The sequence below is a fragment of the Lachnospiraceae bacterium genome, assembly GCA_022794035.1.
Taxonomy (GTDB): Bacteria; Bacillota; Clostridia; order Lachnospirales; family Bianqueaceae; genus CALWPV01.
This window is the reverse complement of sequence record JAAWDX010000004.1, coordinates 102,331-114,852: the sequence shown is the minus strand read 5'-3', so window position 1 is coordinate 114,852 and position 12,522 is coordinate 102,331. Positions and strand designations below refer to the sequence as shown.

The window sequence follows — 12,522 nt, the reverse complement described above, 5'->3', positions numbered from 1 at the left end:
CTATGATTGCCGTGATTGATTATGGAGTTGGCAATATATTTTCGCTCACAGCCTCATTGGCACATCTGCATATTGAGAGTCAGCTGACAAAAGATCCTGCCACGATAGAAGCGGCAGACGGCATCATTTTGCCTGGCGTCGGTGCGTTTGGGGATGCAGCTCAAAAGCTGAAGGAATCTAAGCTCGGGGAACTCGTCATCCGGCAGGCACAGAAGGGAAAGCCGCTGCTTGGAATCTGCCTGGGGATGCAGCTTTTATTTGAAAAAAGCTATGAATATGGGGAACATGCAGGCCTTGGTCTTTTGCCTGGTACCATTCATGCGCTCCGGCAGGCTATACCAAACCCTAAGGCTTTGGTTCCTCACATGGGGTGGAATCAGCTTCGGAAGGTGAAGCAGGATCCGATCCTTTCCCCGTTGTCAGCGCATTCCAGCGTTTATTTTGTGCATTCTTATTATGCCTGTGAATGCGGCTCTGTCTTGCTGGCCGATGCAGAATATGAAGGCCTATCGATTCCGGCGGTTGTAGGAAAAGGATTGATTTATGGAATGCAGTTTCATCCGGAAAAAAGCGGAAAAGAGGGGCTTGCTCTACTGCAGCAGTTTGCTGCTTTGGCAAATCGTCTGTAATACTCAGCAGAAAAGGAGATACCGTCATGCAGATTTGGCCGGCAATTGATTTATTGGACGGAAAGGCCGTCCGCCTTACGCAGGGGCAATATCAAGACGTAAAGGTATATTTTGATAACCCTAAGGAAATTTTGACTTATTTTGAAGCGGCAGGGGCTAAACGGCTGCATCTGGTAGATTTAGCAGGCGCGCGCGATGGCAGTATGAGCCATTTTGAAACCATTCGTCAGCTGGTAGAGGGCAGTCAGCTGCAGATTGAGGTAGGCGGCGGCATTCGCACCGAGGAGCGCATCCAGCGCTATTTAGAAACGGGAGTCAGCCGGGTCATCTTAGGCACTGCGGCAGCTGAAGATTTTTCCTTTCTGCAAAAGATGGTCGACCGGTATCAGCAGCAAATTGTAGTGGGCGTTGATGCCAAGAAAGGCAGGGTTGCCCTACGAGGATGGAAGGAAGTAACCGCGCTTTCGGCAGCAGCCTTTTGCAAAGAATTGGAGAAGCTAGGCGTCTGCGCGGTCATTTATACTGATATCGCAAAGGACGGAGGGCTATGCGGCACCAATTTGCCACTGTATAAGCAGCTTAAGGAAGAGCTGACGATTCCCATTATCGCCTCCGGCGGCATCACCTATCTGGAGGAGATTGAAAAGCTAAAGGACATCGGTATAGCCGGAGCCATCGTCGGCAAAGCCCTCTATGAAGGCATGCTGGACCTAAAAAAGGTGTTGGAGGTGGCAGAATGTTAGCCAAAAGGATCATTCCCTGCTTAGATGTGAGAAGCGGCCGCGTGGTAAAAGGAAGACAGTTTGAGGGAATCCGTGATGTAGAGGATCCTGTTGCTATGGCAGCGTTTTATAATGAAGCAGGGGCTGACGAGCTGGTATTTTACGATATTACGGCCTCGGCAGAAGGGCGCAAGATCTTTACCGATATGGTAAGAGAGGTAGCCAAACAGATCTTTATTCCCCTAACCGTAGGCGGAGGCATTGAGAGCCTGCAGGATTTTGATCGGGTTCTCGCAAGCGGAGCTGACAAGGTCAGCGTCAATTCAGGAGCGCTGAAAAATCCAGCGCTCATCGAAGAAGCCGCCCAAAAATACGGCGACCAATGCGTAGTGCTTTCCGTTGACGCTAAGCGGGTAAACGGAGAATTTCATGTATTTACCAAGGGAGGCCGCGAAGATACAGGCCGCCTGCTAAAAGCATGGGTCAAAGAGGGCGTAGAGCGGGGAGCAGGCGAGATCGTGCTCAACAGCATGGACATGGACGGCGTGAAGCAAGGCTTTGATTTGAAAATGCTTGCAGAGCTGACTGAATATGCAGTACCCATTATTGCTTCCGGCGGTGCCGGAAAGAAAGAGGATTTTTTACAGCTTTTTCAAAGTCTGCCCAGTGTCAGTGCAGGACTGGCCGCTTCCATCTTTCATTATCAAGAGGTGAAGATTGCGGAGCTTAAGGCTTATCTGGCACAGAATCAGATTGTTGTCAGACAAACAAATTAAGGAGGAACAGCATGCAGCCGGAACAGCTTAAATGGAATGAACAGGGGCTTATACCTGTCATTGTGCAGGATTATGAGACAAAAAGGGTATTGACCCTAGCCTATATGAATCAGGAAAGTCTGGCGATTACACAGGAGGAAGGGTATACCTGCTTTTGGTCGAGGAGCCGCAATACGCTATGGCGAAAAGGAGAAACCAGCGGACATGTGCAAAAGGTGGTTTCTATTATGGCGGATTGTGATCAGGATGCGCTGCTTATCGAAGTGATTAAACAGGGACCGGCCTGTCATCAGGGGACGGATTCATGCTTTACACAGATCATTGAACAAAGGGAAGAAGAGGCGTTTTCACCGGAGAAGCTCTATGAGCTGCTGCTGCAAAGAAAGGAGCAGCTGCCGGAAGGATCCTATACGACCTATCTTTTTCAGAAGGGGCTGGATAAGATTTTGAAAAAGGTGGGCGAGGAATGTACAGAGGTGATCATTGCCGCTAAATCACAGGAGGGCAATGCAGAGCTCATCTATGAGCTGGCGGATCTGTATTATCATGCGCTGGTGCTGATGCTGCAGCAGGGTGTTACACTGGATGAGGTTAGGCGCGAGCTGGCATCTCGTCATGTGATCGATCAAAAAGTGAAGCAGGAAAAAATGGTCTAAACCGGGAGGGCTTACGGATATGCTAGAAATATTCAGGCCAAAGGAATATGTAAAATCTATTTTTGATATTGACTATGATGAGCTATGGAATAAAGGGATCCGCGGACTGCTTTTTGATATTGACAATACGCTGGCTCCCTATGACGATCCTTTGCCGAATAAGCCCACAGAGGAGCTGGTCAAGCAGCTTCGAGAGGTTGGATTTTCGGTATGGATTATTTCTAATGGCAAAAAAGAGCGCGTGCTGTCTTTTGCAGAGCGTCTTTCGGTGCCGGCGATCTGGAAAGCGCGCAAGCCATTTCCAACCGGGATTGGCCGTATCCGGCGGAAAATGAAGCTAAAATCAAAGCAAATTGCCATCATTGGCGATCAGCTTTTTACAGATATATGGGCAGGAAATCTAGGGAAAATTTATAGTATTTTAGTGAAACCCATTTCAGAAGAGCGGGATGAATGGGTGACGAAAATCAAACGGGAGCCAGAGCGGCACCTGATTGCTCATTTCAATCTGAATTTAAAGGGCCGCATCCGGCATTACCGAGAAAAGAAAGCCGTGATGCGGGTGGACGGCTCTACGCAGCTGCTGGCCGTGATTGGCGATCCGATTGCGCATACGCTTTCTCCGATGATTCATCAGATCTTTATCGAGGCGCGCGGCGATCAGTATGCTTATATGCCGTTTCAGGTTAAGCCGGAAAATCTGCAGTCAGCCATGCAGGGAGCCTGGGGACTGGGAATTCGCGGAATCAATGTAACGATTCCGCATAAGCAGACGGTCATGGCATGCACCTATGAGCTGGATCAAAGCGCCCGGCTGGTTGGGGCGGTCAATACGCTGAAATGGTCGCCCAAAGGATATAAGGGATATAATACAGATGTGGATGGATTCACACAGCTTCTTAAAATCAACCGGATTCCTATTAAAGGCCAGAAAGTCCTCATCCTAGGGGCTGGCGGGGCAGCGCATAGCGCATTGACGGTTTGTTACCTGCAGGGGGCTAAGGAGGTTGTGGTGTATAACCGAACGGCGCAGCGAGCGGAAAAACTTTTGCAGGATTTTCGGGAGAAGCTGCAGTCTCTTAATCAGCAGGAAGTCATGAGGATGCGCTGTATCACAGCAGAAGAGCTGCTGCAGGAGCCATTTCCGATTGTGCTGCAGACAACGGCAGCAGGGATGTATCCGGATATTGATACGCTGCCAGTGTATAACGAGGCCTTTTACCGGCAGATTCGGTATGCGGCTGATATGGTATTTAATCCGCTGGAATCCGCTTTTTGCCGCAAAGTGCGGGAATATGGCGGTTTTTCAGTAGGAGGGCTTTCCATGCTGTTTTATCAGGGGCTTCGGTCTTATGAGATCTGGACGGGCAAGAACTTTAAAGAAAAGGAAAAGAAACGAATGCATGCCCGGTTCCAGCTGCTTGCTAAACGGAGGCTCAGCAATGAATAGAGGAAAAGAAAATATCTATTTGATTGGATATATGGGATGCGGCAAAACAACAGTCGGAGAGCTCTTAGCGCAAAAAAGCGGCCGTGTTTTCCTTGACCTCGATCAGGAGATTGAAGACAGAGAGGGACAGTCGGTATCACAGATTTTTAATATGCACGGAGAAGCCTATTTTAGGGAAATTGAAAATAAGCTTTTGGAGGAACTTTTGTGCACAAGCGGGCATATTATAGCATTAGGCGGAGGGACAATACTGCAGCAGAAAAATGCCCGTTTACTTAAGGAAAAGCAGGCAGAGGTTATCTGGCTGGATGTAAGCCCGGAAGAGGTTTATCAGCGGCTTCGAGAGGATCATAGCAGACCCCTTTTGGAAACCGCTGCCACAGAAGAAGAGAAAAGAAAGCGTATCACAGAGATGATGACGTACCGCAGGCCATTTTATGAAGGAGCGGCGACTAAAAGACAGGAGGCAGAGCACATGAGCGCAGAAGAAATCGCACAGAAGCTAGCGGACTCTTTGGAGCCGAAGAAGGTTTTGGTCATGAATGGACCCAATTTAAACTTTTTGGGAATTCGGGAGCCTGCTGTATATGGAACACAGAATTATGCAGCGCTTGTTTCCTATGTGGAGCAGGAGGGAGCAAAGCTGGGCCTAAAGGTTCGCTGTATGCAGTCGAATCATGAGGGCAATCTGATTGATGAGCTGCAGAATGCATATTATGAAGGAGTGGATGGAATCGTAATCAATCCGGGAGCCTTGACGCATTATAGCTATGCGCTGCGGGATGCGATCGCATCGGTGCAGATTCCTACGGTGGAAGTGCATCTGTCTGATATTCAGGAGCGCGAGGATTTTCGTCATGTTAGTGTGACGGAGGCGGTATGCATTGCCCAGATCAGCGGACTTGGATTTGCTTCTTACCGAGAGGGGCTCATACGGGTCAAGGAATTTTTACAAAAAAACAGTTGAAAATTTGAAAAGAATCAGGTAAACTATAGACTTAAATGACGTATTTTTGTATTTTACAATTTGTAGATGAATTCTTAGGAGGAATGAACTATGGCAGATGTACTTAGCGCTGGCGAATTTAGAAATGGCGTTACGATCGAGATGGAAGGCAATATCTATACGATTATTGAATTTCAACATGTAAAACCGGGAAAAGGAGCGGCGTTTGTACGCACCAAATTAAAAAATATAATTGATGGCGGTGTCATCGAGCGGACCTTCCGTCCCACAGAAAAGGTGGATCGGGCGCATATCGACCGCAAAGATATGGAGTATCTGTATAATGACGGCGACCTGTTCTACTTTATGGATAACGAGACCTATGAGCAGATCGGCCTCAATCAGGAGCAGCTGGGAGATGCGCTTCGGTTTGTAAAGGAAAATGAATCTGTCAAGATTCTATCTCATAATGGAAACGTATTCGGAGTAGAGCCGCCGCTTTTTGTAGAGCTGGAGGTTACGCATACAGAGCCCGGTATCAAAGGTGATACTGCTACCAACGTGATGAAGCCCGCGACGCTGGAAACAGGTGCCACGATCAATGTGCCCCTTTTCATCAATATCGGAAGCAAGATCAAAATTGATACGCGTACCGGAGAATATTTAGGAAGAGCTAACTAAGCAGAGTCAGGAGATAGACGCTTTGCATCTGCGTACCGCTTGAGGCAAAGTGATGGATGTATCAAAAGCGGTGCAGAAATGAGGATTATTATGGCAAAGTCGGTGTTTAAAGGATCCGGCGTAGCATTGATCACTCCATTTAATGAAACTGGTGTTGATTTCCAAAAACTGGATGAGCTTTTAGAATTTCAGATACAAGGCGGAACAGATGCGATTATCATCACGGGTACAACAGGGGAAGCCTCGGTTATGACGGATGAAGAGCAGATTGATGTGATCCGGCATACGGTAGAGACGGTGCGGCATAGAATTCCTGTCATTGCCGGATGTGGCTCGAATGATACCAAGCATGGGGCTGAACTGAGCCGTATGGCAGAAGAAGCAGGAGCCGACGGACTTTTGAGCGTAACGCCTTATTATAATAAGACCACGCAGAAGGGTCTGATTGAGCATTATAAGCGCATTGCCAAAGCGGTTTCCGTGCCGATCATTCTATATAATGTGCCGGGACGTACCGGGATGAATATGGAGCCATCTACGGTAGCTTCTTTGATGGAGGCATGCGATAATATTATTGGTGTTAAAGAATGCAATTTTAATCAGGTAGGCGAGATCTTTCAGCTATGCGGCCCTGAAGTACAGGTGTACTCGGGAGAAGATGGCTTAGCGGTTCCTTTGATGAGTATGGGAGGAAGCGGTGTTATTTCGGTAGTAGCCAATCTTCTGCCTAATCAGGTATCCTCGATGATGCATGCATGCTTAAGCGGAGAGTATAGCAAAGCAGCGGCGACGCAGATCGAGCTTCTTCCGCTGATTAAGGTATTATTCTGCGAGACCAGTCCCATTCCTGTAAAAGAAGCGATGAACATGCTGGGAATGCAGGTTGGAGAGTGCCGGCTTCCGCTGACAACGATGGAAGAAAAAAACCGGCAGCATCTGGAAGAGACGCTTCGCATAATGAAGCTTCTATAAGAACAAAAGGCTGTTGCAAAAGTAGAAGAGATCTACTGGAGCAGCAGCCTATTTTTATGCACACGGGCACCAAAAAGAAATATGGAAAATAAACAATAAAAAAAGCTTCCAATCGGATTCGAACCGATGACCTACGCATTACGAGTGCGTCGCTCTACCTACTGAGCCATGGAAGCAAATGCTTGATTATTATAGTATAGTTATCATAGATTGTCAAGAGTTTTATGAAACTTTATCAACAACATAAATTGACTTTATAGAGTGGATACCGTATAATACACATGATTAAAGACGAAATGGCAGAGAGGAATGAAGGGGAATGAAGAAGAATATTTTGGTTGGACAATCCGGTGGGCCTACCGCAGTGATTAACAGCAGTTTATATGGTGTGCTTAAAGCCGGAAGAGCTGCTCAGCACAAAGTCATAGGAATGGTCAATGGAATTGAAGGATTCCTGCAGGATCAGGTACTGGACTTAAGCTGCCTTTCTGATCAGGAGGCTATGCTGCTGCGTACAACGCCGGCGGCCTATCTGGGTTCCTGCCGCTATAAGCTTCCAGAAGATCTAAGCCATGCCGTGTATGCGCAGATCTTTGAGCAGCTTAACCGCTATCATATCGGTTATTTTTTGTACATAGGCGGCAATGATTCTATGGATACAGTAAGCAAGCTGTCCCGCTATGCTAAGCAAATTCATTCGGATATCCGCTTTATTGGGATTCCTAAAACAATCGACAATGATCTCATCATGACAGACCATACGCCTGGTTTTGGCAGTGCCGCAAAATTTGTTGCTTCCATGGTACGGCAAATGGTTTTGGACTCAGAGGTTTATCATACAAAATCGGTTACGATTGTTGAAATCATGGGAAGATCTGCTGGATGGCTTACAGCCGCCTCTGTCTTGGCCAGAAAATATGAAGGAGACAATCCGGTGTTAATTTATCTGCCGGAAGCTGATTTTGATTTAGAGGACATGCTTATCCGCGTAAAGACACTTTTGGAATCGAAACAGAATCTGATTATCTGTGTATCAGAGGGAATTCATGATCAGTCTGGCAAGCTGATATGTGAATATGAACAGGAAATTGCAACGGATGTTTTCGGCCATAAAAATTTAACCGGCTGTGGAAAAATATTGGAAAATACAATCAAGCAGCGGCTGGGAGTCAAGGTTCGTTCTGTAGAACTCAACATTACGCAGCGCTCTAATGCGATCGAGGCCTCGCTTACCGATGTGGAGGAAGCGCAGCGCTGCGGCGAAGAGGGCGTGAGTCTGGCGCTTCAGGGAGAAAGCGGCGTGATGATTGGAATGGAGCGCAGGGCTGCCGATTCTTATGTAATGCAGTACAAGGCAGTAGATGTGTCACAGGTTTGCAACCAGGAAAAGCTGTTTCCCAAAGCCTGGATCAGTGAAGACGGCAGTGACATTACGCAGGAATTTGTTCAGTATGCCCTTCCCTTGATTCAGGGAGAGTCACGGCCTGTGATGGAAAATGGCTTGCCGGTTTTTCTATACCGGAAGCATTAAGAAAGCGGTCAATCTATAATGGCAAATTATAAATTAACCATTCAGTATGTAGGGACGAAATATAATGGCTGGCAGAGACAAGGGAATACAGAAAACACGATTCAAGGCAAGCTGGAAGCCATTTTAGAGCGTTTGTTTACGATTCCGGTCGAAGTCATTGGCTCAGGACGTACCGATGCGGGTGCCCATGCCTTTGGTCAGGTTGCGAATTTCCATGTGCCCGTTGAGATGGATCCCGAGGAAATTTTAGAATACCTAAACCGCTACCTGCCAAAGGACATTGCGGTAAGCCGTGTGGAAAGAGTGCCGGATCGGTTCCATAGCCGTTTTAATGTGAAACGCAAAACCTATCAGTATCGGATCTGGAATAGCTGCATTTCCAATGTGTTTGAAAAAAATTTTGTGTATGAGCTTGCAGAGCCTTTAAATACAGACCGAATGAAGGAGGCAGCGCTGTATTGGATCGGCGAACATGATTTTAAAGCCTTTTGTTCTAATAAACGGCTCAAAAAGTCAACGGTCAGAACTATATATGAAATCAATATCGAAGAGCTGGAGCCGGAAATTCGCATTACGATTACCGGAAATGGATTTTTATATAATATGGTTCGTATTATGGTTGGCACATTGATCGAAATTGGCATGGGAGAGAAGCTCCCCAGCGACGTCCCTGCCATGCTGGCAGGAAAGGATCGCAGAAACGCCGGTTTCACAGCGCCCTCCAGCGGCCTGATGCTAATGGAAGTCGAATATTAAAAAAGCGGAAGCGTTTACCACCGATCGGGGATAACGCTTCCGTTTTTATGATATCAATTAGTGAAGAAATTCTGCCACAGCTGCATTGTGAATCTGATGCCGCAGCCGCGTCAGCCCTGCATTATCACGGGTAGGATGCACCCGATTCGTCAGCAGTACGACATATAGGCCGCTGTGAGGGTCCACGGCAAGGGAAGTACCGGTATATCCAGTATGTCCAATCCCGTCATTTCCAAAGAGATCGCCAAAAAAGGTAGGCGCCGGACCGCTCAGCTGAAATCCAAGGCCGCGGTTTTCATCCAGCCCGGGCGTATAATTACGGCAGGCAAGTTCCATCAGACGGCGGCTGATCAGAGGTTTTCCTTTTTGAGAAAGCATCTGAGCGAAAAGAATCATATCATCTAAATTAGAGAAAACACCGGCGTTGCCGGAAATACCGTTTAAGAATCTAGCATTTTCGTCATGTACCACACCGGGAAGGCCGGGGCCGGATAGCGTCATCGTTTCCGTATAGGCGATGGAAGGATCAGGAGAGCAGGCAGATACAGGACGATATCCTGTGGCCCGCATACCGAGAGGATCAAAGGTCCATTCCTTAGCCAGCTGATCCAGACTGCGCCCGGTAATGCCTTCCATGATTTTGCCAAGCAGAATATAGCCCATACAGCTATATTGAATATTGCTTCCGATGGGAAAATCTAGTGGCGCATTTAGAATGGCCGAAACTACCTGCTCAGGCGTCTGGCAGAGCTTCCAGAGAAAGAGCTCAGCCGGTAGGCCGCTGGTATGCGTCATAAGATGATAGATAGTAATATCCTGTTTATCTTCGGGCACATCAGAAAAGAAGTCCGCTAACGAATCCTGAAGACATAGACGGCCTTCCTCAATCATATGAAATGCGCAGAAGGTCGTTCCCAGAATTTTAGAGATGCTGGCCATATCAAAAAGAGTAGAGGAGGTAATGGGGGCGGCGTTTTCCTCATAAGAAACATGCCCGACTGTGTGAGAAACAAATACCTGCTCTGCATTTCCAATTGCAAGCGCAGCACCGGAATAGACCCGATCGCGAAGCCCCTGCTCTAGTAAAGCTTCTGCATGAGATAAAGATGATGCCATATAATGATACTCCTTTGTATTTACTGACAGATTTTACCCATAATGACTGGATGCTTGGCTCCGGTAGCTGCCGGGGCGTTATTGCACTGGCTATGGATGGTTTCATTAGCAAGCAGGGCAAAGGCTACGGCCTCTTTTGCGCTGCTGTCAAGACCAAGATCCTCGTTGGTCATGACCTCTACCTGAGGCAGACAGGAAGCGATCATCTGCATTAAGGTGGGATTTAGGCTGCCGCCGCCGCCCACAATCAAGCGCTGCGGTTTCGGCTGGCAGTGATGGTTTACGGAGTAAGCAATCGAGGCAGCTGTAAACATCGTGGTGGTTGCCAAAATGTCAGCATCACATAGAGAAAGCGCCTGACCATCCTGCATAATTTTGCGGACAAAATCCTGCCCGTAATATTCACGTCCGGTTGTTTTAGGAGGGGTTTGCTTTAAGTAAGGATCCTGCATTAGTTTTTCAAGAAGGGCTTCGCTGACCCGACCGCTGGCAGCAATTTTACCGCCCTCATCGTAGCGAAGACGTCCATTGGTAATCTGACCTACAACGCTGTCCATCAGCATATTACCAGGACCGGTATCAAAGGCAGTGAGGTCGTCTAATTTCCCGCCGGCGGGCAAGACGGTGATATTGCCGATACCGCCGATGTTTTGCAGTCCGACATGGCGCGTCGGGTCGCTGTATAAAATGTACTCAGTATAGGGCACAAGAGGCGCGCCGAAGCCGCCAGCCGCTACATCGCGTACGCGAAAATCGGATACGGTAAGGATGCCGAGCCGTTCGCAGAGTACAGAGGGTTCACCGATCTGAAGGGTTGCCGTAATGGAATGACCCAGATAGGGCTGAGCGGTAGGAATGTGATATACCGTCTGCCCGTGAGTTCCGATTAAGTCGACATCGCTTGGCTGGATGCCGGCTTTTTCACAGAGCATGAGACAGGCATCGGCGAATAATTCGCCAAGCAATACGTTCATTAAGCAAAGCTCCTGACTTCCGCCAAAGTTCCCGGCAGCGACCTGTAAAATGCGTTCCCTGACCTCTTCGGTATAGGGAGGGCTGACAAAAGCGAGCTGCTCTACCTTTGTTTCGATGCCATGGCCGCTGATTTTTACCAGTACGGCGTCTATGCCATCTGCAGAAGTTCCGCTCATCAGGCCTATAACCAGCTTTTCGTTTTTCTGCATAATATCATAAAGCATGCGTTGACCTCCTGAAAAATTTGTAATATACTAGGATAGTCTTATTAAACACTCTATCAGAATAAATGTCAAGTTAAAGGAGAATAAAATGGAAAACTCGTATAGGCCGATTACAAAAGAAAATTGTCAAAGGGCTGTTCAGATATACAATGCATGTACCGATAGAGGAGAGCAGCTTTATCTGCGTTTAACGGAAGCAGAATTCTGTGACCTGTTTTTAGTACCGCCTAAAGCGGAGGATCAGGTTTTTTCTTTTTATGCACCGGAAGAAGAGGGCTTCATTTTAGGGCTTTTTGATAGCGGCGTAAAAAAGTTTTTTGTTACGATGATTCAGGTGATTCCTGCTAAGCGCAGAAAGGGAGTAGGCCGTGCGCTTCTTGAGAAGCTGCAGCAGGCCATGCTTTGCTTTGCGAAGGAGCGGCAAATCCCTATGCAGGAGCTGGAGGTATCCTATTTTAATCCAGTTAATATTACCTGGATTTTACCGAATACGCAGGCGCACCGCCATCCTAATGCGCCAGGCGTGCAGCTTGGCAGCGGCGCTCATTTGTTTTTTAAGAATATGGGCTTTCGTGATTTTTCATATCAAAACAGCTATCATCTGGAGCTGGCTGACTATGAATGGCCCGAGGAGGCTCTAAAGCCATATCAGCAAAAAATGGAGAAGGCTGGGTATACTGTAGAATTTTATGATGCGAAGCGGCATCATGGAATGCAGGAGCTGGTGGATGATTTAAATAATGATTTATGGAACTGGCAAATCCCCGCAGAAATGAACCGAGAGGGAGGGCCAAGACCGATGCTGATTGTGTCTGATCACGGAAGAGTAGGAGGCTTTGCCGGGCCTATTGTGCCGGATGCTTATGGACGCGGATATTTTCTTGGACTGGCAATTCATTCAGAGTGCCGCGGGTGCGGGGCTGCCAGTGTTCTGTTTAATAAGCTTTGTCTGGAGTTTAAGCGGGCGGGCGCTCGCTATATGACGCTGTTTACGGCGGAGGATAATCCGGCTAGAAGCGCCTATGAAAAGGCTGGATTTAAAATTCATGCCTCCTGGGCGGATATGAAGAAAAAGGTGCAGCACTAGG

At 47.7% G+C, this 12,522-nt stretch carries 13 protein-coding genes and 1 tRNA gene; 11 read left to right on the top strand and 3 right to left on the bottom strand.

The features are described from left to right. The first annotated feature begins 2 nt into the window (after nucleotides 1-2). The 8 genes from hisH to HFE64_04480 all read left to right on the top strand — a co-directional run bounded on the left by hisH (nucleotide 3) and on the right by HFE64_04480 (nucleotide 6,832). Nucleotides 3-629 (top strand): imidazole glycerol phosphate synthase subunit HisH, encoded by a 627-nt coding sequence (hisH, locus tag HFE64_04515; GenBank protein MCI8632732.1) that lies wholly within the window; start codon nucleotides 3-5, stop codon nucleotides 627-629. Nucleotides 630-655: 26 nt separating this feature from the next. Then, a complete protein-coding gene (gene hisA / locus HFE64_04510) occupies nucleotides 656-1,372 on the top strand; it encodes a 1-(5-phosphoribosyl)-5-[(5-phosphoribosylamino)methylideneamino]imidazole-4-carboxamide isomerase (protein ID MCI8632731.1) in 717 nt (238 codons plus the stop codon). Next, on the top strand, nucleotides 1,366-2,127 hold the full coding sequence (gene hisF / locus HFE64_04505) for an imidazole glycerol phosphate synthase subunit HisF (protein ID MCI8632730.1): 762 nt from the start codon (nucleotides 1,366-1,368) through the stop codon (nucleotides 2,125-2,127). The genes hisA and hisF overlap by 7 nt, the downstream gene beginning before the upstream one ends. A gap of 11 nt (nucleotides 2,128-2,138) precedes the next feature. Next, nucleotides 2,139-2,783, top strand: coding sequence for a bifunctional phosphoribosyl-AMP cyclohydrolase/phosphoribosyl-ATP diphosphatase HisIE (locus HFE64_04500; GenBank protein MCI8632729.1), 645 nt, complete (start codon nucleotides 2,139-2,141; stop codon nucleotides 2,781-2,783). Between the two features lie 19 nt (nucleotides 2,784-2,802). Next, nucleotides 2,803-4,233 carry a shikimate dehydrogenase gene (gene aroE / locus HFE64_04495; protein MCI8632728.1) on the top strand — a complete coding sequence of 477 codons (1,431 nt, stop codon included), beginning with the start codon at nucleotides 2,803-2,805 and terminating at the stop codon, nucleotides 4,231-4,233. Nucleotides 4,234-4,708: 475 nt separating this feature from the next. Continuing rightward, entirely contained in the window at nucleotides 4,709-5,200 is a 492-nt protein-coding gene (gene aroQ / locus HFE64_04490) for a type II 3-dehydroquinate dehydratase (protein MCI8632727.1), read from the top strand. A gap of 90 nt (nucleotides 5,201-5,290) precedes the next feature. Continuing rightward, nucleotides 5,291-5,860, top strand: coding sequence for an elongation factor P (efp, locus tag HFE64_04485; protein ID MCI8632726.1), 570 nt, complete (start codon nucleotides 5,291-5,293; stop codon nucleotides 5,858-5,860). A 90-nt stretch (nucleotides 5,861-5,950) separates the two neighbouring features. Then, entirely contained in the window at nucleotides 5,951-6,832 is an 882-nt protein-coding gene (locus HFE64_04480) for a 4-hydroxy-tetrahydrodipicolinate synthase (protein ID MCI8632725.1), read from the top strand. A gap of 103 nt (nucleotides 6,833-6,935) precedes the next feature. On the opposite strand, the gene HFE64_04475 is transcribed toward HFE64_04480, so the two are convergent. Continuing rightward, nucleotides 6,936-7,008, bottom strand: a tRNA-Thr gene (locus HFE64_04475). Between the two features lie 143 nt (nucleotides 7,009-7,151). Here HFE64_04475 and HFE64_04470 point away from each other — a divergent pair. Both HFE64_04470 and truA read left to right on the top strand, forming a co-directional pair. Continuing rightward, nucleotides 7,152-8,363 carry a 6-phosphofructokinase gene (locus tag HFE64_04470; protein MCI8632724.1) on the top strand — a complete coding sequence of 404 codons (1,212 nt, stop codon included), beginning with the start codon at nucleotides 7,152-7,154 and terminating at the stop codon, nucleotides 8,361-8,363. Nucleotides 8,364-8,381: 18 nt separating this feature from the next. Continuing rightward, complete coding sequence (gene truA / locus HFE64_04465; protein MCI8632723.1) at nucleotides 8,382-9,119, top strand: tRNA pseudouridine(38-40) synthase TruA; 738 nt, start codon at nucleotides 8,382-8,384, stop codon at nucleotides 9,117-9,119. A 57-nt stretch (nucleotides 9,120-9,176) separates the two neighbouring features. On the opposite strand, the gene HFE64_04460 is transcribed toward truA, so the two are convergent. Together HFE64_04460 and HFE64_04455 are read right to left on the bottom strand one after the other, a co-directional pair. Continuing rightward, complete coding sequence (locus tag HFE64_04460; protein ID MCI8632722.1) at nucleotides 9,177-10,235, bottom strand: beta-lactamase family protein; 1,059 nt, start codon at nucleotides 10,233-10,235, stop codon at nucleotides 9,177-9,179. 20 nt (nucleotides 10,236-10,255) lie between these two features. After that, nucleotides 10,256-11,434: an anhydro-N-acetylmuramic acid kinase gene (locus tag HFE64_04455; protein ID MCI8632721.1), complete on the bottom strand. Its 1,179-nt coding sequence runs from the start codon at nucleotides 11,432-11,434 to the stop codon at nucleotides 10,256-10,258. Between the two features lie 88 nt (nucleotides 11,435-11,522). Here HFE64_04455 and HFE64_04450 point away from each other — a divergent pair, with 88 nt between their 5' ends. After that, entirely contained in the window at nucleotides 11,523-12,521 is a 999-nt protein-coding gene (locus HFE64_04450) for a GNAT family N-acetyltransferase (GenBank protein MCI8632720.1), read from the top strand. Nucleotide 12,522 lies beyond the last annotated feature (1 nt).